Consider the following 23,666-nt stretch of genomic DNA (forward strand, 5'->3'; position numbering starts at 1 on the left):
AAAAAAATAACATCGCCGGCGCCGAAATGTTTTGATCCTTCCGCAAAACCGGCAACTATCCAAGTGTGTGAGAGCGTACCCTCTAATGTCGATGAAGCATATCACCAGGACTGAAATCAATATCGGGGCCCGCGCCGCGCCCCTGATCGCGCGCGTCAATCGCCGCGCCAAACGGCTGATTCTCAAGGTCGATCCTGTGGCTGGGGAAATTCATGTGACCGCGCCGTCGAAACGCGCTGTGCCGGAGGCGATTCGTTTCGCCCAGGAGCGAATCGATTGGATCGCGAGCCAGCTTACCGAAAACTTGCGCGCAAGGCCTTTCGCCAGCGGCATGAAAATTCCCTATGAAGGCGCAGATCACATCATCCTTCATGACGACAAGCTGCGCGGCGCCCCGCGCGTCGAAAATGACCTTGTTCCTGTCATTCGCGTCGGCGGCGGCGCGGAGCATCTCAACCGGCGCATTTGCGACTTTCTGAAACGCGAAGCGCGGCAGCGTCTGACGGAGCGCGTCGATCATCATTGCCTGGAGCTCGGCAAAAAACGGCGAACTATCCGGATTCGCGACACCAAAACGCGCTGGGGCTCATGCTCGTCTGAGGGCGACATGTCCTTTTGCTGGCGGCTGATATTGGCGCCGCCTGAAATTCTCGATTATGTCGCCGCCCACGAATGCGCGCATCTTCTCCACATGGATCATTCGCCGGCTTTCTGGCGGGTGGTGCGCGGACTAGGCGCCGATCCAGGCCGCGCGGCGCGCTGGTTAAGCGCGCATGGTCCCAGCCTTTATGCTTATGGCGTCACGCCGGATCACGGCCGCGCTCAACCGCCAGCATGAAGAATCGCGGCGATCGGATCCGGGTCTTCCGTCTGCGGAACATATGACGCCGGCGGCAGGGCGCGCGAAAAAATCTCGCGCCAGACAATCGCCGGCGTCCGCCCGCCTGTGATGTCGTTCATGGGCCTGTTGTCGTCGCGGCCGATCCAGACAACGCCCACAAGCCCTCCCGCATGACCGGCGAACCAGGCGTCGCGGCTTTCCTGCGACGTGCCGGTCTTGCCGGCGACACGATAACCTGGGACCGACGCGGCGCGGCCCGTGCCCCAGTCCACAACGCTCGCCAGCATGTCGTTCATCTCGGCAATGGCGCTTGCGGGCGCCGCCTCCTCTATGATCGAACCTTTGCGCTGATAGACGAGATCCCCGTCAACGGTTTCGATCCGCTCGATGACATAAGGCTTGACCCGGAAACCTCCATTCGCAAAAGGCGCATAGGCGGCGGCGAGATCGAGCGGCGATACCGCGTCAACGCCAAGCCCAAGCGAAGGACCCGAGGTCAGGTCGCCCGGCCATCCCATGCGCCGCGCGGTCTCGCGCACGAAGGCGCGGCCCGTGCGTTCCTGCACTCTGATGACAGCGCTGTTGAGCGATCGCGCCAGCGCTTCGCGCAACGTCACTTCGCCGTAATACTTGTCCTTGTAATTGCCTGGCGCATAAGCGCCGATTTCAATCGGCGCATCGAGCACATGAGAGTCCGGCGCCTCACCGCGCATGATCCCGGCGAGATAGACGAACGGCTTGAAGGCGGAACCCGGCTGTCGCTGGGCCTGTGTCGCGCGGTTATATTGGCTTTTCACATAATCGCGACCGCCGATCATGCCACGCACCGCCCCTTCGCTGTCGATCACGATCGCCGCCGCCTCAACCTCGTCCAGCCCGTCTCCGGCCATGGCGAACCCGGCGGTGAGGCCCGTTTCCGCGGCAGCCTGCACGCGCGGATCGAAGGTCGTACGCACGATAAAGTCCGCATCAATCTCGGCGGTCAGCGACCGCACCTCTTTTAACGCATGATCGACGAAATACGGCGCGGCTTCAAAGCGCGGCGCCGCCAGCAGCACCGGCTCGGCGATCGCCGCGTCCGCTTCTCTGCGCGTCAGAAACCTCGCCGCCACCATCTGTTCAATGACGAGGCGCCCGCGCTTGCCGGCGTCTTCAGGGTTCGCTGTCGGCGCATAGCGCGACGGCGCCTTTAACAGCCCGGCGAGGACAGCAGCCTCGCCGACGGAAAGATGCCGTGCAGACTTTCCGAAATAGCGAAAGCTCGCCGCGTCGACGCCATAGGCGCCGGCGCCGAAATAGACGCGGTTGAGATAAAGCGTCAGGATCTCATTTTTGGTGAATTTGCGTTCGAGCCAGAAAGCCAGCATCAGCTCCTGGATTTTGCGTTTCATCGTTCTGTCGCTCGACAGGAAGACATTCTTGGCGAGCTGCTGCGTGATGGTCGACCCGCCCTGACGCACGGCGCCTTCATTGGCGTTGACAATCAGCGCCCGGACGATTGAGACCGGGTTCGCTCCGAAGTGATGATAGAAATTCCGGTCTTCTACGGCGAGCACCGCCTCCGGCACATGATCGGGCAATTGCGACAACCTGATGGGCGCACCCTGCGCGACGCCGTGCAGCATGATCGGGGCGCCGTCCGCCGCCAGAAGCGTAATGCGGGGACCGCCGCCTTCGCGCCACAGGCCCGCCGGGTCAGGCAGATCGCTGGCGAAATAGGCGAAAAGCGCCGCAAGTCCAATAAGAGCAGTGAGAGCGAAAACCCCAAGTTCGGCTGCTGCGCGCGCGAAGGGCTCCAGCCGGGGCCTGGCGCTTTTGCGCCGCCGCCGCGGCGCACGCCGGCGGCGCGCAGGCGAAACCAGCCGCCGCGCCGCGGTTTTGCGCTTCGCCGGTTTTTTGCGTTTTGCTGGCGCCATAACCCTTCATCCATCGAATCTTGTGGTTAACGGCAGGTAAACGCCTGCGCCTGGCTGGCAGGCGTTTCGCGAGGAGCCGTTTGGCGCCATACTCTCCCTAGAGGCTCCGTTCAAAAGAGCCGCTGGACGCCAAAAAGCGCGTCCCTAAAAAAGAAAAGACGGGGCTAAGAGACCAGCATGTCGGAAGCGGCCGCCGCAGAAGCGGCGCTGGATGAAAAAACCGAAGCGATTGTGGACGCCGCCAGAAAGACCTTTCTGACGCGCGGCTTCGACGCCGCCAGCATGGACCAGATTGCGCTGACAGCCGGCGTGTCGAAGCGCACGGTCTATAACCGCTTCCGGTCCAAGGAAGAGCTTTTCGGGGCGGCGATAACGGAAAGTTGCAAGGATTACCTGCCCGTCAATGTCGATGACATTGAAGCGAGCCTGCCGCCCGAAGACGTCATCCGCGCGCTCGGACGTCAATTCCTGCAAGGCATTCTGAAACCTGAAGCGCTGTCCCTGCGCCGCATCGCGTCTTTTGAAGCCGGAAGAAATCCCGCTATCGGGAAGACCTATCTGGAGCATGGCGCCGAATGGATGGTGAAGAAATGCGCGCCCATCCTCGCGCGGCTTGCGGCCCGCGGCGCCTACAAGATCGACAATCCCGAAGAAGCGATCTGGCAGCTTGGCGCGCTTCTGACCGAGCCGCTTTACACCCGCGTTCTCCTTGGCGACGGCCCGGAAGATATGGACGCCGCGATTGACCGGCAGATCGAGCGGGGCGTCACAGCTTTCAAGAGAATTTACAGCGCTAACTGACGCTTCGCTTTAGCGACTGGGCTAAACAAAAGTCACGCCCAAAAAATAAAACCGGCGCAGCCAAGCTGCGCCGGTTTCACGATTTAAAACTCTACGCCGGTTCTTATTCGAACGAAATCACAACATCCGCACGGCGGTTAAGCGGCTCGCGAACGCCATCCGGCGTCGGCTTGGCGAGGTTGGTTTCGCCGAAAGCTTCGAGACGGATGCGGTCAGCGGCAACGCCGTTTGCGATCAGGCCGTCGCGCACCGCGCGGGCGCGGCGTTCGGAGAGCGCCTGGTTGTAAGCGGAGCTGCCCGACGTATCGGTGTTGCCCGCAACGACAACGGTTTCGATGTCGTTTTCAAGAGCGCGCGCAGCGGCTTCCTGAATAAGGGTGGAGGCCTGCGGCGTCAGGTTCGACTTGTCATAGTCGAAATAGACCGTGAAGTTGATCGGATCGAGATCGGCCGCGGTCGTGTCGACGGTTTGCGGCGGGCAAGAGGCAGAGACCGGAACGCTCGAGCCGTCCCAGCAATCTTTATACTCGACGGCAGGCGCAGGCGCGGCGCCGAAGTTCCAGCGCAGACCGGCGAACAGGCTGTGCGACTTGTTCGAGGTTTCGATTTCCGACGGGATGCCGCCCAGGGTGCCGTCATACTCGCCCTTGCCGGTCACGAAGTAACGGTAAGAAACGTCGAAGGCGAGGCCTTCGGCGAGATTGAAGGCGAGACCGGCGATGCCCTGGTAGGCCGGCTCCCAGCTGCGGGTGCCATATGCAATCGTGCCCGGCGCGGGCACGCCCGCCGGATTGGTTCCGATGATGTCGTGGTCGATATTGGCGATGCCGCCGCCAAAGCCCACATACGGCGTCGCCGTGGAGCTAACGGCGAAGTCATAGAGGAAATTCACCATCAGCGCTTTGGTGGTGGTCGATCCGGAAATCGTGCCGTCCGGCCAGCCGGAGAAGCCGGCCCCGTTGGGATTGATCGAATCGATGCTGTTGTCGCGATAGGAGAATTCAAGCTCCGTGCGCCAGTTGTTGCCCCAGGCTTTGCCGAGGGCGGCGTACACGCCGATGCCTTTATCGTAGTCGGCGCTAGAATCGAAAGAATAAAGACCGCCGCCGCCGGGCTGGTCATTGGTGACGTCTTGTTCGCCCATATAATTGAGGCCGGCGCCGATCGCGCCATAGAGGCCTTCATAGGCGTGCGCCGCCGGCGCAACCAGCATTGTCGCAGCAGCCGCGAGCAAAGTCGTCTTGAGTTTCATCTTCCCCTCCTCAGGTGGACCAAAGATAGACCGCCGACCAAAGGATGCGGGCGGCTTCCGGTGAATTTCAAGCTTTCCGTAGCGTTTTTGCCCCACGAAATATAGCCTGTATCGGTCGAATTTCTTCCTATCGACTAATATCCCATTAACGATGTTGCATCAACGCATCGCCGCGGGCAACCTTTCTACACCGCCGCTCCGAAAAGGTTGCAGCCAACCTACGGATTCACCTTCCAAATCTGAGGACTGTCTTTCATGAAGCGTCTATCTCTCGCTGCTATTTCCCTCATAATTTCAGGGCCTTTGGCGGCTGCGGAGGGACAAAACGCCGCCCTTCTCCATGAATTCCCGGACGAGGTTTCGGCGCAGCGGATCGAGGCCGATATTAACCGCTTGGTAAGTTTTGGGACGCGCCACACCCTGTCGGAAACCGCCTCCGAAACCCGCGGGATCGGCGCGGCCCGGCGCTGGATCGAATCTGAGTTCGAAGCCATATCAAAGGCCTGCGGCGGCTGCCTCGAAGTCATGACGGTGAGCGATTTCGTGGAGGGGGAAACCCGCATCCCGGAACGCACGGAAATCGTCAATGTGATCGCCATTCAGCGCGGGCGGCTAGACCCCGGCCGCGTCGTCATGATGAGCGGCGATATCGATTCCCGGGTCTCGGACCCGCTCAATGGGACATCGGACAGCCCCGGCGCAAATGACAACGCCTCAGGCATGGCCGGCGTCATCGAGGCCGCCCGGGTCCTCTCTCAACACAAATTCGCCGGCACCATCGTTTACGCCGGCCTCTCGGGCGAGGAGCAGGGCCTTTTCGGCGGCAAAATTCTCGCCAAATACGCGCAAGACCAGGGCTGGCGCGTGAAAGCTGTCCTCAATAACGACATGATCGGCAATATCGAGGGCGTCGACGGCGTCATCGACAACGCGACCGCCCGCGTCTTTTCCGAAGGCGTGCGCGCGGTCGAAACCCCGGAAGAAGCGAGGATACGGCGGTTTACGGGCGGCGAAGTCGATTCCGCCTCGCGCAACCTCGCCCGCTATATCGATCAGCTTGCGGACGACTTCATTCCCAATCTCGACGTCATGATGGTGTATCGCCTCGACCGTTTCTCACGCGGCGGCCATCACCGGCCTTTCAACGAAGCCGGCATGCCAGGCGTCAGGATCATGGAGACTCATGAGAATTACACCCGTCAGCATCAGGATCTGCGCGTCGAAGACGGCGTCGCCTATGGCGACGTCATCGAAGGCGTCAATTTCGATTATGCGCGCAAGCTGACCGCTTTAAATGTCGTCGCGCTCGCCGCCATGGCGTCGGCCCCGCCCTTTCCGGCGAATGTGGAGATCGAAGGCGCGGTTCAGCCTTCAACGACGCTGAGATGGACAAAACCTTCAGGGCGCGCCGCGCGCAATCTCAAAGGCTATCGCGTGCACTGGCGCCTCACCGACGCGCCGCAATGGACCCACAGCATGGATGTCGGCGATGTCGATCGGTTCACGCTCGAAAATATCGTCATCGACAATTATTTCTTTGGCGTTTCCTCCGTCGCGGAAGACGGCGCCGAGAGCCCGGTCGTGTTTCCGGGGCCAGCCGGAAGCTTCGGCGAATGACGCTTTGTTCGCAGGCGCACAAGCGCCGGCGAAGCCCAAATGTATGCTCCGAATGCAACCTATTTGGGAATGACCGCCAAGGCGCACGCGCTGCGCAAATCCCTGCGTGATCTTTCCTGTAGAAATATGATTACTGTTCGGTTAGGCTCCCCGCGGGGAAACCGATTCAAACGTGGGGTGTCCAAATGAAAGCTCTTCTTTGGCTTATTCTTCTTGTGCTGGCTGCGGTCGGCATTGCGTCCATCGTGGACTATTTCGATCTCTATGACGTTCCGATGGTGGAAGTTTCCAAACAGGAAGCTGTCTCCGAATAATCTTCACGCGCCCTGAAGCACGCCAAGCCCATCGCTTGCGTTGCTTCAGGGCGTGTTCTATTTCCACGCATGACGGTGCTCCCTTAACGGGAGAGAATAGGGAACGCGGTGAAAACCCGCGGCTGTGCCCGCAACTGTATGCGGTGAGGCGCCCGCCGACACGCCACCGGATGATTTCATCCGGGAAGGCGGCGACGCGCTGAAGACCCGCAAAGCCAGGAGACCTGCCGTCGACGTCGTCTCTCGCCCGGCCGGGACCAGCTGGAACGAGCGGCTTTGCCCGTCATGACGACTTTCGCAACGGAAAGGGATCGTCATGGCGAGAAACTCATTATGGGCCGCGCCGCCCTCTTTTTTTAGACAAACCGCTTCTTCAACTGCATTGCTGGCTGGCGTTTTCATCGGCGCCTGTTTCATCAACACCAATGCGGCGGCGCAGGAATATCCCGAAGACGAAATCATTGTCGCCGCCTTACGCGCGCCGACCCCGGTCTCTGAAACCGGATCGTCCGTTTCGGTTATAACCGCTGAACAGATCATCGAACGGCAATATGTGTTCGCCGCCGACGCGCTGCGCGATGCGGCGGGCGTCGCCATCGCGCAAAACGGCGCGGCCGGCGGCGCATCCGCCGCACGCATTCGCGGCGCATCGAGCGGACAGACTTTGGTTGTTATTGACGGCGTCGTCGCGAACGATCCGTCGGCGCCGCAAGGCGGTTTTAACTTCGCCACTCTCGACGCCTCGACGATCGAACGGATCGAAATCCTGCGCGGACCGCAGTCGCTTCTCTATGGCGCCGACGCCATTGGCGGCGTCATTGTGGTCACGACAAGACACGAAGGAACAGAGGGCTTTCTCGAAGGCGGTTCCTTTGGGACGGCGCGCGGCGGCCTCGCCGCGGGGTTTGAAAATGATAATGCTTTCGTTCGTGCTTCTTTCAGCGGCGTCACGACGGACGGGATTTCCCGCGCCGATATAGGAAGCGAAAAAGACGGCCATCGCGCGGGGACCGCAACGCTCGCCGCGGGAACGTCCCTCACCGAGCATTGGCGCGGCGAGGTCACGCTGCGCGCGACTCGCTCGCGCACGGAAATCGATGGCTTTCCGGCGCCTGCTTTCACATTTGACGATACGGAAGAAGTCGAACACACGAAAGATTATCTCGCCGCGGGGAAGCTGCTGCAGTCCTACTCGAATTTCAACGGCGCACTGACGGTCGCTTATAACGCCATCGACCGGCGTAATACTGACAGCGGGTTCGAAACTTTCTCCGCGAAAGGCGGCCGCCTGACCGTCGATTATATCGCCGACATCACTGTCAGCGACAGTCTGCGCCTCATCGCCGGCGCGGAAGCCGAACGCACCAGCGCCGAGGTTTCCGGCGTCGATGAAAGCGCCCAAGCCGGGGCGGTTTTCGCCGCCATCGACATAAAGCCGGTTGAGGCGGTAACGCTTTCCATCGGCGGGCGGCGCGACGAATTTTCCAGTTTCGAGGGCGCAACCACCGCGCGCGCCGCAGCCGTCTGGCGGGTCGGCGAGACCTGGCGGTTGCGCGCAAGCTGGGGCGAAGGGTTTCGCGCGCCGAGCCTTTTCGAGCTCAATTACGACCAGTTCGGCGTGACGCCCAACCCCGATCTCCGTCCCGAAAAGGCGGAAGGATTCGATGCGGGGGTTGAAAAACTCTTCGGCGAAAACGGGCGCCAGCGTCTTGCGGTCACCTTCTTCCACACGCGCGTTGACGAACAGATCGATTTCGATCTCGCCCAATATGGCTATTACAATATCGCCGAAACGCGGTCTCGCGGCGTCGAAGTTGAAGGAGACTTCAAACTTGGGCCTCGCCTTTCCGCAAATCTCACCTACAGCTTCACGGACGCTGTTGATCTTTCGACCGATACGCAGCTCCTGCGCCAGCCGAAGCATAAGGGAACGGCGGTCATCACCTACATACCCGTTGACGATCTCACTGTGGCGGCGAGCGTCATCGTCAACGGACGCGAAAACGACAGCCCCGCGCCCAATGACGCGTTTGTCCGTCTCGATTTGCGCGCCGCCTACCGGTTCACGGAAGCCCTGGAGCTTTACGGGCGGGTCGAAAATGCAACCGATGCGCTGTATCAGGATGTTTCCGGCTATGGCGAGCCGGGCCTTGCGGCCTATGGCGGCGTCAGGGTTCGGCTATGATGTGGCGTCTTGCCTTTCTCATCGCGCTTGCTGCCGCCTATCCGGCAGCGGCCCAGCCGCGCGCCGTTTCGCTCGACTATTGTTCGGATCAGTATCTTCTGAAGCTCGCCGATCCGGCGCAAATCGCTGCTGTCTCCCGCGGGGCGGACAAGGATTATTCCTACATGCGCGAGGCGGCTGCGCCTTACAGAAGAATCCGCCCGTCTATCGAAGAAGTTGCGCCACTCGAACCTGAGATCGTGCTGCGCCAATGGGGCGGCGGCGCGAGCGCCGAGCGGACTTTCTCCCGCTTCGGCGCGACGGTCGTGACGCTTGGCTATCCTGAAGACTTCGACGGCGTTAAAGCGAATGTGCGCCTTATCGCCGACGCACTCGATCAACAGAAAAAAGGCGAAGCCCTTATCGCCGAAATCGACCGCCGCCTTGGCGCACTTGAACAGGCTAAAACGCCGGCGCCAGTAAAGGCGCTTTATGCAACGCCCGGCGGCGTCACCGCCGGCGCGCATACGATGATCGACGCCATCTTGACCGCCGCGGGCGTCGTAAACCTTGCAGCTGAAGCGGGGCAATCCTATTGGCCGGCGCTCCCCGCTGAGGCGCTAATCCTCGATCCGCCCGGCCTTATCGTTGCGGGTTTTTTCGACGCCGCCGACGAGCGCATCAATTACTGGTCGGCGTCACGCCATCCGGCGCTTCGAAGGCTTTTCGAGGCGACGCCGACTATCAGTCTTTCCCCCGATATCGTCAGTTGCGCCGCGTGGTTCTCTCTGGACGCAGCGGAGGCGATTGCGGCGGGAGCATCTCAACAATGAAGCATGGCGCGCCAACAATATCGCTCATCACCGTCTCGCTGTTTTCCGCGAGCATCGTGCTTATTGCAGCGTCGTTATTTGCCGGACCCGTTCAGTTTCCTGCGGGCGAGATTTTCAGAGGCCTTGTTTCCGGCGGCGATGCGACCGCGGTCATTATTCGCGAAATCCGCTTGCCCCGCGCGCTCGCTGCGTGGCTCGCCGGCGCCTGTCTCGGGGCGGCTGGCGCAGCGCTGCAAGGATTGTTGCGCAACCCGCTGGCCGATCCCGGCGTTCTCGGCGTGTCCGCCGCCGCAGCGCTCGGCGCGATCATGGCGATCTATTTCAACCTGGCCGCTCTCGCTTTCTGGATGACGCCGCTCGCGGCGATCCTGTTTGCACTGATCGCAACGGCCCTCCTCTATCTTCTCGGCGCGGGCCGCGTATCGACGGCGCGACTCATTCTTATCGGCGTCGGCCTGTCGTCTTTCTGCGGCGCGATGATTTCATTGGCGATGAATCTGGCGCCCAATCCGTTCGCGCTCTCCGATCTCGTGAACTGGCTTTTCGGCACGGTCGCCAACAGAAGTTTCGACGACCTCGCTCTGGCGGCGCCTTTCGCCGCGCTGGGCTTCGCGCTCATTCTCGCCGCCGCACCGGGCCTCGCCGCTCTGACGCTGGGCGAAGAAACCGCCGCCAGCCTCGGCGCCAATCTTGCGCGCGCAAGGGCGCTGGTCATTATCGGCGCCGCCCTGCTTGTGGGCGCCAGCGTTTCCGTCGCCGGCGCCATCGGTTTCGTCGGGATCGTTGCGCCGCATCTCGCGCGCGCTCTAGTGGGACAGAACCCGGCGCGCATTCTCATCCCGAGCGCCGCGCTCGGCGGGATTATGCTGGCGGGCGCCGACATCTTTATCCGCATGCTTTCTTTCGATCAGGAACTGAAACTCGGCGTCGCGGCGGCGCTGATCGGCGCGCCCGCCTTCATCTGGGTTGCGGCGACAAGCCGGAGAATGACGTCGTGAGCGCGCTCCTTTCCGTTGAAAACGTCTCCTGTCGCATGGGCGAGAAGAGCCTTCTCGAAAATGCATCGCTCGCCGTCGGTGCGGGCGACTTCGTTGGATTGATCGGCCCCAATGGCGCCGGAAAATCGACCTTGCTGCGCATCGCCGCCAATCTTCAGAAACCGTCGACAGGAAGAGTGCTACTTGGCGGCACGCTGACAAACTCTCTATCCCCGGCAGAGCGCGCGCGGCGCCTTTCCTATCTTCCGCAGGCGCGCGAAATCGCCTGGACGCTGACGGCGCGCGAGATCGTCGCGCTCGGCCGTTTCGCCTGGGGCGCGCCTTTGCGGGAAAATGCGGAAGACGCCGCCGCCGTCGCCCGCGCCATGGATGAAACCGGCGCCGATGCTTTCGCCGACCGGCTCGCCCATACCCTGTCCGGCGGAGAGCTCGCGCGGGTGCATCTTGCACGCCTGCTGGCGAGCGAAACGCCCATCATCATTGCCGACGAACCCGTATCGGCGCTCGACCCTGCGCATCAGTTCTCCGTCATGAAGCTCCTGCGCGCCAAGGCGGAGGAAGGCCGCACGGTCATCGCCGCGCTGCACGAACTCCCTCTCGCCGCCCGCTTTTGCACGCGCATCGTGGCCTTACATAAAGGCGAGGTTGCAGCGGACGGGAAGCCGGCCGATGTTCTACATGACGACCTGATGCGCGAGATATTCGGCGTGCGCGCTGGCATCCAAAACACGGGAGGAGAAATGCGCGTTCACCTCGATCCGCTGACGGATTAGCGCTCTTTACGCCAGTAGACTTCGTTGACGCCGAGCCTTCGCGCTTCGACCCGCGCCGCAATGAAAAGAACATCCGACAGCCGGTTGAGATATTGCAGCCCGTGCGCCGCTTCCGGCGCCAAGCGATGAAACGCCGCCATCGACCGTTCCGCGCGGCGGCAGACGGTGCGCGCCACATGGCAGAACGATATTTCTTTGGCGCCGCCGGGAAGGATGAACTCCTTGAGGGGCGGAAGGTCTTCGTTCAATTTCGCCGCCGCCTCGTCAAGCCGCGCCACATGGTCCTCGGACAGCACCGGCGCGCCGGGAAAAGACAAGGCGCCGCCGAGATCGAAAAGATCGTGCTGCGCGCGCGCCAGCGTTTCCTTCAAGACGCCTTCCGCGCCATGGGCGATGACGACGCCGAGCCAGGAATTCAGCTCGTCCACATCGCCGATCAGAGCGATTCTCGCGTCGTCTTTATGAAGGCGAGTTCCGTCGGCGAGAGAGGTCTCTCCCTTGTCGCCGCCGCGCGTGACGATTTTCGTAAGACGATTGGACATGGCGCCATCCTACAACAAAACGCCCGGCGGAAAAACGCCGGGCGTTTTCGATTTAAGCTGGTGACAGGCTATTCCGCAGCCGCCACGCCGCCCTTGGCGGGGATATTCGAATGCACATTCTTTTCCGCAATTGTATCGAGCCGCATCAGCGACTTGATGAGCGGAGAGATCAGCAGCATCACGATGGCGATGCCCATCGCGACATAGGCGACATTTGTGTAGACGTCGATATAGGTCGCTTTCGCCGCCGCCACGTCGGTGAGCTGGCCGCCGATAGTTTCGGCCCCGGTGCCGCGCGCGATGACGCCCGCAAGGTAATTCGAGAGGCCCGAATAGAGGAACCACGACCCCATCGCGAGGCCGACGACCCGCGCCGGCGCCATCTTGGTCACTGCCGAAAGGCCAACGGGCGAGAGCATGAGTTCGCCCATGGTGTGCACCCAGTAGATAAGGAAGATGAAGCCAACGGCTGTCATCCCCGCCGCGCCGGAAATCTTCATCCCCGCAACGAGCGCCAGGAAGCCAAGCCCGACGAGGAAGACGCCGCCCGCGAATTTCACCGGCGTCGATGGCTCCATCTTGCGTTTGGCGAGCGCCACCCACATCCACGCGATCAGGGGCGCGAAGAGGAAGATGTAACCGGCGTTGAGCGCCTGAAACACCGGCGCCGGAACAGCCCAGCCGAAAATCTCCTTATCCACGAGACGATCCGTGAAGAGGTTTAGGGACGAGCCCGCCTGTTCGAACAGGGCCCAGAACGGGATCTGCGCCAGCACGAAATAAATCGCGGCGAACATGCGCGAGCGTTCGTCGCCTTTCAACTTCGTCGCAGCGTAGGCGCAAAGCCCAAGGAAAACGGCGACGCCCAGCATGCCCACAAACCAGTCGGGGATGAGGTGCGCATTCATCACCATGAGCATGGAAACGGCGATGATGACGAGGCCGATCAGATAGCAGCCCAACTCCACATTGATCGGGCCCAAAACCGATTGCTTCAGTTTTTCCGGATTGGGCGGCTCTGCGGCGCCGTCGAGATATTTCTGGCCCCAGAGGAAAACCAAAAGGCCAAGCAACATGCCGACGCCGGCGAGACCGAATCCCCAAGCCCAGCCATAGACAATGCCGAGAATGCCGCAGGTGATGGAGGACAGGAACGACCCTAGATTGATCCCCATATAGAAGATCGTGAAGCCGGAATCGCGGCGCGGGTCGTCATACCCGTAAAGCGCGCCGACGATGGTCGAGATGTTGGCTTTCAGATAACCGACGCCGGCGATAATAAGCGCCAGAGACAGATAAAGAATGTTGACGTAAAGCGGCTCCTGCTCGATGCGGGTCGTATAGTCAGAGGTTGCAATCGTTACCGGCAGGCCGACGGCCGCCGGATTGTCGATAATCATCTCCGTCGCGCCTTCATTGAAGGAGATCTTCGACGTTCCCGTATCGGAAATAATGATCTGGTTGGCCTCGCCGCCGCGGCCGTCGAGCGTCACCTGATATTCACTGCCTTGGTAGGTGAGAATTTCTTTCGATCCCTCACCCTCGAACGCCATACCGAAATGGCCGAGCACCAGGAGGATTGCGCCGAAGGTGACGGCCTTGCGCTGTCCGAGATACCGGTCAGCGAGTGAGCCTCCGATGATGGTCATGACATACACCAGCGCCGTATAGGCGCCGTACATCAGCGCCGAGCGCTGATCCGAAAACAGAAAATGCTGGGTGAGATAGAGGATGAGAAGTCCGCGCATCCCGTAATAGGAAAAGCGCTCCCACATCTCGGTGAAAAACAGAATGGCAAGTCCGCGCGGATGGCCGAAAAATCCCTTGCCGGCCTTCGCCGCATTCGGCGTTGTCGATACGTCAATCGCTTCGCTCATATAAGCTCCCTATGGCGGCCGCCCCATGAAGGCGCCCGCTGGATATTCGCCCCTCCGCGCACCCTCATGACGCGCAATTGGCGCGCACTTTAGGCTTAAAAGAACCGTCAAATCCAGAGCTTAGGCGCATTTTGCCATGATCGGCGCGCCGGGCCGCCCTTCGCTGGCGCAATCTTTCAACGGACCCTCGCGAGGTTCCCGTTTCGTACGCGCGAGCCGTTTGACGGCTATTTCGATTTGAAAAACAGGGCGCGCGTGAGGCCAATGGCGGAAATCAGAAGCCAGAACATCTCGATCACAAAGGACGCTGTGTTGAAGGTGTGGGAGAGCGAATAAAGAATAAGCAGGGCGCCGACGCCGTTCAGCGCCGGATATAAAGGCCGGCGCACATCCATGCGCCCGACCTGCGACAGGAAATAGGTGCCGACCACAAAACTCACGCCGACAAGGCCGACAATATCGGAAAGCGTCAATTGCATGCGGGATTGTTTAGATCATTCCGGCGCGATGTCGAGGCGGCGCCTCAAAAAGCGCGCACCCCGAGAAATCCGACCGCAAGGCAGCCCAGAAGCGCAAGCACCATCACGAGCCCGTCGCGGGCGGTGATGGCGACGCCGAAAAGGACAACCGTCCATGCGGGCGCGGCGACGGCGAAAGGCACCGCATCGAAAGGAACCATGACAATGCCGAGCGCGGCGACAAAGATCGCCGCGGCGCGGCGCATGGCCTCGCCCGCCGCCCACGTCCATCGCTCCGTAATCAGATGATCTACGAAGCGCAGGGGCTTGTCCATTTTCTTTCGGACTTCCCGTAAATTCTCTTCGGAGATGGATTGCTTTAACAGGACGTTTGGCAGCCACGGATGGTTGAGGCCGAGCGCCATCTGCAAGGCGAGAAGGGTGATGACGACGCCGACGACCGCCGCCGCGCCCGGCACGACCGCCAGCGGCGTGCCGCCGACGAAACCCAAGAGGATAAACAACGGCCCATAGCTGCGGTCGTCCCACGCCTTCAAAAGCGCGCGCAGCGAAACCTCGCCATTCTCCGAATTCTCGATGGCTTCATCGATGATGGATTCAAGCGGCGCGTCGCCGTCTTCCACCGAATGGGCTTTCTTTGAGTCTGACATCACGCCTGAACACTGCCGCAGCTGTGATGTTCCGGCAAGCCATGCGCACTCGCTTCAGGCTTGCATGGTCCAGCCTTCAACGCCCATGGCGGCCTGGCGCACCGCCTCCGACCGTGTCGGGTGCGCATGGCAGGTGCGGGCGATGTCTTCCGACGCGCCGCCGAACTCCATGACGCTTACGGCTTCAGCGATCAGTTCGCCCGCTTCGACGCCAATGATGTGAACGCCAAGCACCTTGTCGGTCTCAGCGTCGGCGAGGATCTTCACAAAACCGTCCGTCTCGTGATTGGTCTTGGCGCGCGAGTTCGCCATGAACGGAAACTTTCCGGTCTTATAATTGACGCCGGCTTCTTTCAGCTGCTCTTCGGTTTTGCCAACCGACGCGACTTCCGGATAGGTGTAAACGACGTTCGGCACGGTGTCGTAGTTCACATGACCGGCCTTGTCGGCGATCAGCTCGATGCAGGCCGTCCCGTCGTCTTCCGCCTTGTGCGCGAGCATCGGGCCGGTGATGCAATCGCCGATGGCCCAGACGCCCGCGACACTGGTTTTGAAATGATCGGTTTCGATAAAGCCGCGCTTGTCGGTTTTAACCCCGACGGTTTCAAGCCCTAGTCCCTTCGTATGCGGGCGGCGGCCGATAGCGACGAGCACCGCGTTGCAGTCGATGACTTCCGCGTCGCCGCCCTTGGCCGGTTCGACAGTCAGATGCACGCCGGTTTCGGATTTCTTCGCGCCCGTGACTTTCGACGACAGTTTGAAATCCATACCCTGCTTTTTCAGAATACGCTGGAACTGCTTCGAGACCTCGCCATCCATGGTCGGCAGGATCTTGTCGAGGAATTCAACGACCGTCACTTTCGCGCCGAGCCGGCGCCAGACCGAGCCGAGTTCGAGACCAATAACGCCGCCGCCGATGACGACGAGATGGTCCGGAACCTTGGCGAAGTCGAGGGCGCCCGTCGACGAGACGATCTGCTTTTCGTCGATCTCCACGCCGGGCAACGGCGTCACTTCCGAGCCCGTAGCGATGACGATATTTTTCGTCTGAAGCTCTTTGTCGCCCTCGGGTCCGGAAACGAGAACGCGATTGGCGGCGAGAATTTCACCGGAACCGAAAAAAGTCTCGACCTTGTTTTTCTTCATCAGAAATTCGACGCCTTTGGTTAAGCCTTCGACGGCGTCGTCTTTCTGTTTCAGCATCTGCTTGAGATCGAGCGACAACTTCCCGGTTTTGATGCCGAGACCTGCGAAATCGTTCTGCGCGATGTCGTAAAGCTGCGAGGCGTGGAGCAGCGCCTTCGAGGGAATGCAGCCAACATTGAGGCAGGTGCCGCCAAGCTTTTTATTGTCGCGCTTTTCGATGATCGCGGTTTTGAGCCCGAGCTGGCCGGCGCGGATCGCCGCATTATAGCCGCCGGGCCCGGCGCCGATGATCACGACATCGTATTGATCGGTCATAAGTTCATTCCGCTTGAATAATAAATGAGGAGGCGGTGTCTTCCGGAAAAGTCACGGTCCCGTAATCGCCATTCGGCAGTTTGATAAGGCCAAACTCGAATTTCAAATCCCAGGGACCGCTGCCGAAATGAGCCTTGCTCAGTTGAAACTCACGCGCCTCGGAAGGAATAAACTTGGCGCGATGCGCATCGCCTTCGCCCTGATAGCCATTGAAGCGAACGGGGTTTGCGGACCAACCCGAGACTTGCCACCAGCGATCGCTCTCCGCCGTCTCGGGCGCGCCGTCTTCATCTGCCGCCAGCCATTCGCCCAACTGGGCCGAGACATGAAGATTGCGGGGGCCATCAAGACCGGGCGCGTCGATCACAAGATCGACCGCGCCAAAGCTTTCAGTCGGCAGCGTCGCACACAGCCACACATAGCTCTGATCCTGGAAAACAAAAAGCGTCATGTCTTGAGGAAGAGAAACGGTTTGGGCGCCGAGATCGGCGTATTCGCCGCAGGCGCCGTCCAGCAAGGGATAACCGGCGCCGCTCTGTTCGGCGCATCCGAAGCAAGAGAACAGCGTTAAACCGCTGACAATCGATCCGGTCCTGAAAGCCACGACTAAAGATCGAGCAGCAGGCGCTGCGGGTCTTCGAGGTTTTCCTTGACCCGCACCAGGAAGGTGACGGCGCCTTTGCCGTCGACGATGCGGTGATCGTAGCTCATGGCGAGATACATCATCGGCCGCACGACGACTTGCCCGCCGCGCACAACGGGACGGTCCTCGATGCGGTGCATGCCGAGAATGCCCGATTGCGGCTGATTGAGGATCGGCGTTGACAGGAGCGAGCCGTAAACCCCGCCGTTGGAAATGGTGAAGGTGCCGCCCTGCATGTCTTCAAGCTTCAGATCGCCCGAACGCGCCTTGCGGCCGTAATCGGCGATTTCAAGTTCGATTTCGGCCATCGACTTCATATCCGCATCGCGCACGATGGGAACGACGAGACCTTTATCCGTGCCCACCGCGACGCCGATGTCGTAATGGTTCTTGTAGATGATGTCGGTTCCGTCGATCTCTGCGTTGACGTCCGGCACTTCCTTCAGCGCATGGACGCAGGCCTTCACGAAGAAAGACATGAAGCCGAGTTTGATGCCGTGTTTCTTCTCGAAAAGATCCTTGTATTGGCCGCGCAGCTCCATCACCGCCGTCATGTCGACGTCGTTGAAGGTGGTGAGCATCGCGGCCGTGTCCTGCGCCTCTTTCAGGCGCCGGGCGATGGTCTGGCGCAGACGGGACATTTTCACCCGCTCTTCGCGGGGGCCGAGATCTCGGGGAGCGGAAGGAGTGCTGGGCGGTTTCGCCTGCTGCGGTTTGGCTTCGGCTTTCAGGGCGTCGCCCTTGGTGATGCGCCCGTCCTTGCCGGTGCCTTCAATCGAGGACGGATCAAGACCGCGCTCGGCGACCACGCGGCGCGGCGCGGGCGAGAGCGCCGCCGATGATGCCGTTGCGGCCGCAGGAGCCGCTTCTTCTTTCGCAGCAGCGCCGTTTGCGGCGCCGTTGCTTTTCGCAGGCGCATCGCCAGTTTCGATGATTGCAATCACCGTTCCGACCTCGACCGTGTCGCCTTGCTTGGCGCGCACCTCTTTCAAGACGCCGGCGGCGGGCGACGGCACGTCCATGGCCGCCTTGTCGGTTTCAAGGCTGACGAGCGGTTCGTCGAGATCGACCGCATCGCCGACTTTCTTGAACCATTCCCCGATATCGGCCTCTGTGACGCTTTCGCCCGAGGCGGGCACTTTCACTTCGATCTCTTCGCCCGCTTGAGAGGGCGCTTCTTTTTTCTTCGGGGCTGGAGCGGCCGCTTTCGCCTCGGCTTTCTTGCTGTCCGATTTTTGGGGTGCGGCGCCGGCGGCCTCGATGGCGCCGAGGATCGCGTTCACTTCCACTGTATCGCCTTCCTGGGCGGCGATGGAGGAAAGCACGCCTGCGGCGGGGGCCGGCACTTCCACCGAGACCTTGTCGGTTTCAAGCTCCACAAGGGGCTCATCGACGGCGACAGCGTCGCCTTCCTTTTTCATCCATTTCCCGATGGTCGCTTCGGTGACGCTTTCGCCAAGGGTCGGCACGCGGATTTCGGTGGTCATTCAGGTGTCTCCAATGACGATGGCCGCTCTAAACGGTCAGCGCCTCGTCCAGAAATTCTTCAAGTTCCTGCTTGTGGCGGCTCATCAGGCCGGTCGCCGGCGATGCGGCGGCGGCGCGACCCACATAACGCGGACGCTTGTGTTTCGCATCGATCTGGCCAAGCGCCCATTCAAGGTTCGGGTCCATGAAGAACCACGCGCCCATGTTTTTCGGCTCTTCCTGGCACCAGATCATCTCGGCGTTGCGGAAGCGCTGAAGCTCGTTGATGAGGGAATGCGCCGGGAACGGATAGAACTGCTCGACGCGCAGGAGGTAAACGTCGTTGACGCCGCGCTTCTCGCGCTCTTCGAGCAGATCGTAATAGACCTTGCCCGAGCACATGACGACGCGCTTGATCTTCGAATCGGAAACCAGCTTGACCGTCGAACCGGGCCGGTATTCGGCGTCGTCCCAGAGAACCCGGTGGAACGAAGAGCCAGGGCCCATCTCCTCCAGCGAGGATACGCATTTCTTGTGACGCAGAAGCGATTTCGGCGTCATCAGAACGAGCGGCTTGCGGAAGTTCCGGCGCATCTGGCGGCGCAGGATGTGGAAATAATTCGCCGGGGTCGTGCAGTTGGCGACCTGCATGTTGTCCTGGGCGCACAATTGCAGGAACCGCTCGAGACGCGCGGAGGAATGTTCCGGGCCCTGACCTTCATAGCCATGAGGCAAGAGGAGAACGAGGCCGCACATGCGCAGCCATTTGCGCTCGCCGGAAGAGATGAACTGGTCGATGATGACCTGCGCGCCATTGGCGAAGTCGCCAAACTGGCCTTCCCAGAGAACCAGGAATTTCGGGTTGGCGAGAGAATAGCCGTATTCGAAACCCATCACCGCGAATTCGGAGAGGTTTGAATCGTGCACCTCGAATGTCGCTTCCGAGCCCGCAACATGGCGCAGCGGCGTATAGGTTTTTTCCGTTTCCTGATCGATGAAGACCGCATGGCGTTGGGAAAAGGTGCCGCGGCGCGAATCCTGGCCCGAAAGGCGGATGCCGAACCCTTCGCGCAGAAGCCCGCCGAAGGCGAGCGCTTCCGCCGTCGCCCAGTCGATTCCCTCGCCCGTCTCGAACATTTTCTTCTTCTGATCGAGGATGCGCGCCAGAGTTTTGTGGATATTGAAATTTTTCGGATAGCGCGTCAGCGCCGCGCCGATCTGTTTCAACTCGTCGATCTCGATCGCCGTGTCGCCGCGGCGATCGTCATCGACCGGCGGCACGAAACCTGACCATTGCCCGTCGAGCCAGTCCGCCTTGTTCGGCTTGAAGACTTCGGCTGCAGCGAATTCGGAATCGAGGAAATCGCGGAAACTCTTCTGCTCTTGCTCCGCTTCGCCGGCGCTCATGACGCCTTCCGCAACGAGACGTTTGGCGTAAATCGCCTGCGTCGTCTGCTGGTTGCGGATTTTCTTATACATCTTGGGCTGGGTGAAGCTCGGTTCGTCGCCTTCATTGTGGCCGAAGCGGCGATAGCAAAACATGTCGATGACAACGTCGGCGGCGAAGCGCTGCCGGAATTCCGTGGCGACTTTCGCCGCATAGACCACCGCTTCCGGATCGTCGCCATTCACATGGAAGATCGGCGCCTCGACCATTTTCGCAACGTCTGACGGATAAGGCGAGGAACGCGCGAATTTCGGGCTGGTCGTAAAACCGATCTGGTTGTTGACGATGAAATGGATGCAGCCGCCGGCGCGATAGCCGCGAAGGCCTGAAAAGCCGAAACATTCAGCGACAATCCCCTGGCCCGCAAAGGCCGCGTCGCCATGCAGAAGCAGCGGCAGGACATGGGTGCGCGGCTGGTCGAGATTGGGCTCTTCGATGCGGTCCTGTTTCGACCGCGCCTTGCCGAGCACGACCGGGTTCACCGCCTCGAGGTGAGACGGGTTCGCGGTCAAAGACAGGTGCACCTTGTTGCCGTCGAACTCGCGGTCCGAAGACGCGCCGAGGTGATATTTGACGTCGCCAGAGCCGCCGACATCGTCGGGCGTCACGGATCCGCCCTGAAACTCGTGGAAGATGTGGTGATAGGGTTTGCCCATCACCGCGGCGAGAACGTTGAGGCGCCCGCGATGGGGCATGCCGATGACGATCTCCTGAACGCCGAGAGCGCCGCCGCGCTTGATGATCTGCTCGAGCGCTGGAACCATCGCCTCGCCGCCATCGAGGCCGAAACGCTTGGTGCCGGTGTATTTGGTGTGCAGGAAGTTTTCGAAGCCTTCCGCCTCCACCAGCTTGTTGTAGATGGCGCGCTTGCCTTCCTTAGTGAAGGAAATGTCCTTGTCCGGCCCCTCGATGCGCTGTTGCAGCCAGGCTTTCTGCTCCGGGTCCGTGATGTGCATGAACTCGACGGCGAACGTGCCGCAATAGGTCCGCTTCAGGATGTCGAGGATCTGCCGGAGGCTCGCGGTTTCGAGACCCAGCACATTGTCGATGAAGATCGGCCGGTCCATGTCGGCCTCGGTGAAGCCGAGGCTCGCCGGATCGAGCTCCGGATGGACCGTCTTGTCGGTAAGGCCCAAAGGATCGAGATCGGCGATCAGATGGCCGCGAATGCGGTAGGCGCGGATCAGCATCAGCGCGCGCAGGGAATCCTTGGTCGCTTGCAGGACGCCGCCAGCCTGTTCAACGACCGGCGCCGCGACGGAACTTTTCTCAATCTTGGCCTTGAGGTATTTTTCAGCCTGTGGCTCCAGCGACGACCAGTCGCCGTCGAGGGCGGCGGTCAGTTCGCCATTCACTCTGGGCGGCCAGTCCTTGCGCTCCCAGCTGGGGCCCTCAAAAGCGGGCGAAGCATCTGTTTCACGGTCGAAAAAAGCCCGCCAGTCTTCGCTCACAGAGCTGCGGTCGGCAGCATAACGGGCGTATTGCGCTTCGAGATATTGCGCGTTCGATCCCGAAAGAACCGTTTCGATTGCCGGCTTGCCTGACGCCGGTTGTGCGGGAGCGTCCCCGTCTTTGGCCATGACTCTGTCCGTCGTTACGCCTTGTGACGATAGCCCCTAGATACGCCAACTTGCGCGCGATTCAATCACTATCGGAGCGGTCCTTTAATGACAAAACCGTTTATTTTTTGAGAATTTCGAGAAGCGTGCGGCCCATGGCCGCCGGGGTCGGGGAAACGGCGATCCCGGCCGATTTCATGGCCTCGATTTTCGCCGCAGCCGTGTCGTCGGCGCCGGAGACGAGCGCTCCGGCGTGGCCCATGCGCCGGCCCGGCGGGGCCGTCACGCCGGCGATGAATCCCACGGTCGGTTTCTTGATCTTGTGGGACGCCAGAAACTTCGCCGCGTCGGCCTCGGCGGAGCCGCCGATCTCGCCGATCATGATGATGGAATGGGTCTCGTCGTCATGAAGGAACATGTCGAGAATTTCGATGAAATCGGTTCCCTTCACCGGGTCGCCGCCAATCCCGACGCAGGTCGACTGTCCTAATCCAGCCTGGGTGGTCTGGTGGACCGCCTCATAGGTGAGGGTCCCGGAGCGGGAAATGACGCCCACATGACCCTTGCGATGGATATGGCCGGGCATGATGCCGATCTTGCACTCGTCCGGCGTAATGACGCCAGGGCAGTTGGGCCCGACAAGCCTGGTCTTCGAGCCTTCGAGCGCCCGTTTCACCTTGACCATGTCGAGCACGGGAATGCCCTCGGTGATGCAGATCGCGAGCGGGATCTCAGCGTCGATAGCCTCGAGGATCGAATCTGCTGCGAACGGCGGCGGCACATAAATGACCGTGGCGTCGGCGCCGGTCTTTTCGCGCGCCTCGGCCACCGTGTCGAAGACCGGCAAGGTCTTGCCTTTTGCGGGCTCGCCCGCCTCCCAGACCTCGCCGCCTTTGCCCGGGGTCACGCCGCCAACCATCTTCGTCCCATAGGCGATCGCCTGCTCTGTATGGAACGTGCCGGTTTTGCCGGTAAGGCCCTGGCAGATGACCTTTGTGGTCTTGTCGATCAGGATGGACATGGGGCGAAAATCTCTTGCGGTGGAGGGAATTTGCGCCCTCTACTAACCAAGCCCCCGCCGGGCCGCAATGGCTGCAGCCGCTTTTCTCCGGAACTTTGGCTGATTGCATGTGTTGAGGGCAGGTTCCCACAACTGACGCTCCAAATGCATGAAAACAAGAACGCCTTGCTCGAAAGCGCCATGAGGGCGGGTTATGGCGCGCGGGGCTTCGTCTATCTCGTCATCGGCGCGCTCGCCGTCTTCGCCGCGGTCAATGGCGGCGAGGCGGAAGGCTCCACCGGCGCGCTCAACTATCTCTCGCGACAGCCTTTCGGCGTGGTCATGGTCAGTGCGGTTGCGGCCGGTCTTTTCGGTTACGCCCTCTGGCGGTTCGCCGACGCCGCGTTCGATCTCGATGACGAGGGTTCCGACGCGCGCGGGCTCGGCGCCCGGTTCGGTCAATTTCTCTCAGGCGCGAGCCACGCCTTTCTCGGCGCCACTGCGACCGCCATCGCTATCAAAGGCACCCAGTCCGAAGACAACAGCGCCGCCAACTGGAGCGCCGCCGTGATGGGCGAACCCATGGGGCGCATTCTCGTGATGGTCGCCGGCGGCGTGACGCTCGGCGTCGGCGTTTATCTTTTTTACAAATCGTGGAACGCAACTTATCGGCGCGAGATCAGACGCACCACATGGACTGAACGTTTGGCGCCGTTCGTGCGGTTCGGTCTCGTCGCGCACGGATTTGTTTTGCTGATCATCGGCGGCGCCATTCTTTACGCCGGCTGGTCCGTAAACCCTGAGCATGCAAAGGGCGTGGGCGAAGCGCTCGCTATTCTTGAAACGAGACCCTTCGGCCGCATTCTATTGGGCGTGACCGGCGCAGGCCTCGCCGCGTTTTCGATTTATTGTTTCGTACAGGCGCGTTACCGCCTTTCGCCGCAACTGCGCGCGGGCGACCTGCCGACGCTCGCGACCTAACGCCGCGCCGCGAAGCGAACGCGCCACGAAAATGTCATGAAACAGTCGCGC

The 23,666-nt window shown here is 61.1% G+C and carries 20 protein-coding genes and 1 riboswitch; of the genes, 9 read left to right on the forward strand and 11 right to left on the reverse strand.

From position 1 onward, the window contains the following. Positions 1–85: 85 nt before the first annotated feature. Positions 86–838 carry a M48 family metallopeptidase gene (locus ACQY5P_RS10945; RefSeq protein ID WP_428406899.1) on the forward strand — a complete coding sequence of 251 codons (753 nt, stop codon included), beginning with the start codon at positions 86–88 and terminating at the stop codon, positions 836–838. On the opposite strand, the gene ACQY5P_RS10950 is transcribed toward ACQY5P_RS10945, so the two are convergent. Continuing rightward, positions 823–2,757 (reverse strand): transglycosylase domain-containing protein, encoded by a 1,935-nt coding sequence (locus ACQY5P_RS10950; RefSeq protein ID WP_428406900.1) that lies wholly within the window; start codon positions 2,755–2,757, stop codon positions 823–825. The genes ACQY5P_RS10945 and ACQY5P_RS10950 overlap by 16 nt on opposite strands. 177 nt (positions 2,758–2,934) lie before the next feature. Here ACQY5P_RS10950 and ACQY5P_RS10955 point away from each other — a divergent pair, with 177 nt between their 5' ends. Further along, positions 2,935–3,558 (forward strand): TetR/AcrR family transcriptional regulator, encoded by a 624-nt coding sequence (locus ACQY5P_RS10955; RefSeq protein ID WP_428406901.1) that lies wholly within the window; start codon positions 2,935–2,937, stop codon positions 3,556–3,558. A 103-nt stretch (positions 3,559–3,661) separates the two neighbouring features. On the opposite strand, the gene ACQY5P_RS10960 is transcribed toward ACQY5P_RS10955, so the two are convergent. Beyond that, on the reverse strand, positions 3,662–4,810 hold the full coding sequence (locus tag ACQY5P_RS10960; protein ID WP_428406902.1) for an OmpA family protein: 1,149 nt from the start codon (positions 4,808–4,810) through the stop codon (positions 3,662–3,664). Positions 4,811–5,065: 255 nt separating this feature from the next. Here ACQY5P_RS10960 and ACQY5P_RS10965 point away from each other — a divergent pair, with 255 nt between their 5' ends. The 6 genes from ACQY5P_RS10965 (at position 5,066) to ACQY5P_RS10990 (ending at position 11,509) form a co-directional block, all read left to right on the forward strand. After that, the gene (locus tag ACQY5P_RS10965) at positions 5,066–6,427 is read left to right on the forward strand and encodes a M28 family metallopeptidase (RefSeq protein ID WP_428406903.1); all 1,362 of its coding nucleotides are present in this window, start codon (positions 5,066–5,068) and stop codon (positions 6,425–6,427) included. Positions 6,428–6,612: 185 nt separating this feature from the next. Next, complete coding sequence (locus ACQY5P_RS10970) at positions 6,613–6,741, forward strand: hypothetical protein (RefSeq protein ID WP_428406904.1); 129 nt, start codon at positions 6,613–6,615, stop codon at positions 6,739–6,741. A 56-nt stretch (positions 6,742–6,797) separates the two neighbouring features. Beyond that, a riboswitch (cobalamin riboswitch) is annotated at positions 6,798–6,986 on the forward strand. A 71-nt stretch (positions 6,987–7,057) separates the two neighbouring features. Continuing rightward, positions 7,058–8,926 carry a TonB-dependent receptor plug domain-containing protein gene (locus ACQY5P_RS10975; protein WP_428406905.1) on the forward strand — a complete coding sequence of 623 codons (1,869 nt, stop codon included), beginning with the start codon at positions 7,058–7,060 and terminating at the stop codon, positions 8,924–8,926. Next, on the forward strand, positions 8,923–9,738 hold the full coding sequence (locus ACQY5P_RS10980; protein ID WP_428406906.1) for an ABC transporter substrate-binding protein: 816 nt from the start codon (positions 8,923–8,925) through the stop codon (positions 9,736–9,738). Before ACQY5P_RS10975 ends, ACQY5P_RS10980 begins: the two co-directional genes overlap by 4 nt. Continuing rightward, positions 9,735–10,736 (forward strand): FecCD family ABC transporter permease, encoded by a 1,002-nt coding sequence (locus ACQY5P_RS10985; RefSeq protein WP_428406907.1) that lies wholly within the window; start codon positions 9,735–9,737, stop codon positions 10,734–10,736. The genes ACQY5P_RS10980 and ACQY5P_RS10985 overlap by 4 nt, the downstream gene beginning before the upstream one ends. Beyond that, positions 10,733–11,509, forward strand: a complete 777-nt coding sequence (locus ACQY5P_RS10990; RefSeq protein WP_428406908.1) for an ABC transporter ATP-binding protein — start codon at positions 10,733–10,735, stop codon at positions 11,507–11,509. The genes ACQY5P_RS10985 and ACQY5P_RS10990 overlap by 4 nt, the downstream gene beginning before the upstream one ends. Here the strand turns inward: ACQY5P_RS10990 and ACQY5P_RS10995 are convergent. The 9 genes from ACQY5P_RS10995 to sucD form a co-directional block, all read right to left on the reverse strand. Then, positions 11,506–12,051 carry a cob(I)yrinic acid a,c-diamide adenosyltransferase gene (locus ACQY5P_RS10995; protein ID WP_428406909.1) on the reverse strand — a complete coding sequence of 182 codons (546 nt, stop codon included), beginning with the start codon at positions 12,049–12,051 and terminating at the stop codon, positions 11,506–11,508. The genes ACQY5P_RS10990 and ACQY5P_RS10995 overlap by 4 nt on opposite strands. Before the next feature lie 68 nt (positions 12,052–12,119). Then, positions 12,120–13,928: a peptide MFS transporter gene (locus ACQY5P_RS11000; protein ID WP_428406910.1), complete on the reverse strand. Its 1,809-nt coding sequence runs from the start codon at positions 13,926–13,928 to the stop codon at positions 12,120–12,122. A gap of 227 nt (positions 13,929–14,155) precedes the next feature. Beyond that, complete coding sequence (locus tag ACQY5P_RS11005; RefSeq protein ID WP_428406911.1) at positions 14,156–14,407, reverse strand: CBU_0592 family membrane protein; 252 nt, start codon at positions 14,405–14,407, stop codon at positions 14,156–14,158. A 44-nt stretch (positions 14,408–14,451) separates the two neighbouring features. After that, positions 14,452–15,057, reverse strand: a complete 606-nt coding sequence (locus tag ACQY5P_RS11010) for an exopolysaccharide biosynthesis protein (RefSeq protein ID WP_428406912.1) — start codon at positions 15,055–15,057, stop codon at positions 14,452–14,454. 54 nt (positions 15,058–15,111) lie between these two features. Further along, positions 15,112–16,518 (reverse strand): dihydrolipoyl dehydrogenase, encoded by a 1,407-nt coding sequence (gene lpdA, locus ACQY5P_RS11015; RefSeq protein WP_428406913.1) that lies wholly within the window; start codon positions 16,516–16,518, stop codon positions 15,112–15,114. Between the two features lie 4 nt (positions 16,519–16,522). Further along, entirely contained in the window at positions 16,523–17,122 is a 600-nt protein-coding gene (locus tag ACQY5P_RS11020; RefSeq protein ID WP_428406914.1) for a hypothetical protein, read from the reverse strand. A 2-nt stretch (positions 17,123–17,124) separates the two neighbouring features. Then, positions 17,125–18,648, reverse strand: a complete 1,524-nt coding sequence (gene odhB, locus ACQY5P_RS11025) for a 2-oxoglutarate dehydrogenase complex dihydrolipoyllysine-residue succinyltransferase (protein WP_428406915.1) — start codon at positions 18,646–18,648, stop codon at positions 17,125–17,127. Between the two features lie 28 nt (positions 18,649–18,676). Then, positions 18,677–21,655 carry a 2-oxoglutarate dehydrogenase E1 component gene (locus tag ACQY5P_RS11030; RefSeq protein WP_428406916.1) on the reverse strand — a complete coding sequence of 993 codons (2,979 nt, stop codon included), beginning with the start codon at positions 21,653–21,655 and terminating at the stop codon, positions 18,677–18,679. 100 nt (positions 21,656–21,755) lie between these two features. Continuing rightward, a complete protein-coding gene (sucD, locus tag ACQY5P_RS11035; protein WP_428406917.1) occupies positions 21,756–22,655 on the reverse strand; it encodes a succinate--CoA ligase subunit alpha in 900 nt (299 codons plus the stop codon). Positions 22,656–22,799: 144 nt separating this feature from the next. Between sucD and ACQY5P_RS11040 the strand changes: the two genes are divergently transcribed. After that, positions 22,800–23,615 carry a DUF1206 domain-containing protein gene (locus tag ACQY5P_RS11040; RefSeq protein ID WP_428406918.1) on the forward strand — a complete coding sequence of 272 codons (816 nt, stop codon included), beginning with the start codon at positions 22,800–22,802 and terminating at the stop codon, positions 23,613–23,615. Positions 23,616–23,666 lie beyond the last annotated feature (51 nt).

The organism is Hyphococcus sp., assembly GCF_965267305.1.
GTDB lineage: Bacteria > Pseudomonadota > Alphaproteobacteria > Caulobacterales > Parvularculaceae > Hyphococcus.

What these genes read in the sequence shown, in the direction of transcription:
- ACQY5P_RS10945 (WP_428406899.1), top strand. Translation starts at nt 86, where the DNA reads ATGTCGATGAAGCATATCACCAGGACTGAAATCAATATCGGGGCCCGC.
- ACQY5P_RS10950 (WP_428406900.1), bottom strand. Translation starts at nt 2,757, where the DNA reads ATGGCGCCAGCAAAACGCAAAAAACCGGCGAAGCGCAAAACCGCGGCG.
- ACQY5P_RS10955 (WP_428406901.1), top strand. Translation starts at nt 2,935, where the DNA reads ATGTCGGAAGCGGCCGCCGCAGAAGCGGCGCTGGATGAAAAAACCGAA.
- ACQY5P_RS10960 (WP_428406902.1), bottom strand. Translation starts at nt 4,810, where the DNA reads ATGAAACTCAAGACGACTTTGCTCGCGGCTGCTGCGACAATGCTGGTT.
- ACQY5P_RS10965 (WP_428406903.1), top strand. Translation starts at nt 5,066, where the DNA reads ATGAAGCGTCTATCTCTCGCTGCTATTTCCCTCATAATTTCAGGGCCT.
- ACQY5P_RS10970 (WP_428406904.1), top strand. Translation starts at nt 6,613, where the DNA reads ATGAAAGCTCTTCTTTGGCTTATTCTTCTTGTGCTGGCTGCGGTCGGC.
- ACQY5P_RS10975 (WP_428406905.1), top strand. Translation starts at nt 7,058, where the DNA reads ATGGCGAGAAACTCATTATGGGCCGCGCCGCCCTCTTTTTTTAGACAA.
- ACQY5P_RS10980 (WP_428406906.1), top strand. Translation starts at nt 8,923, where the DNA reads ATGATGTGGCGTCTTGCCTTTCTCATCGCGCTTGCTGCCGCCTATCCG.
- ACQY5P_RS10985 (WP_428406907.1), top strand. Translation starts at nt 9,735, where the DNA reads ATGAAGCATGGCGCGCCAACAATATCGCTCATCACCGTCTCGCTGTTT.
- ACQY5P_RS10995 (WP_428406909.1), bottom strand. Translation starts at nt 12,051, where the DNA reads ATGTCCAATCGTCTTACGAAAATCGTCACGCGCGGCGGCGACAAGGGA.
- ACQY5P_RS11000 (WP_428406910.1), bottom strand. Translation starts at nt 13,928, where the DNA reads ATGAGCGAAGCGATTGACGTATCGACAACGCCGAATGCGGCGAAGGCC.
- ACQY5P_RS11005 (WP_428406911.1), bottom strand. Translation starts at nt 14,407, where the DNA reads ATGCAATTGACGCTTTCCGATATTGTCGGCCTTGTCGGCGTGAGTTTT.
- ACQY5P_RS11010 (WP_428406912.1), bottom strand. Translation starts at nt 15,057, where the DNA reads ATGTCAGACTCAAAGAAAGCCCATTCGGTGGAAGACGGCGACGCGCCG.
- lpdA (WP_428406913.1), bottom strand. Translation starts at nt 16,518, where the DNA reads ATGACCGATCAATACGATGTCGTGATCATCGGCGCCGGGCCCGGCGGC.
- odhB (WP_428406915.1), bottom strand. Translation starts at nt 18,648, where the DNA reads ATGACCACCGAAATCCGCGTGCCGACCCTTGGCGAAAGCGTCACCGAA.
- ACQY5P_RS11030 (WP_428406916.1), bottom strand. Translation starts at nt 21,655, where the DNA reads ATGGCCAAAGACGGGGACGCTCCCGCACAACCGGCGTCAGGCAAGCCG.
- sucD (WP_428406917.1), bottom strand. Translation starts at nt 22,655, where the DNA reads ATGTCCATCCTGATCGACAAGACCACAAAGGTCATCTGCCAGGGCCTT.
- ACQY5P_RS11040 (WP_428406918.1), top strand. Translation starts at nt 22,800, where the DNA reads ATGCATGAAAACAAGAACGCCTTGCTCGAAAGCGCCATGAGGGCGGGT.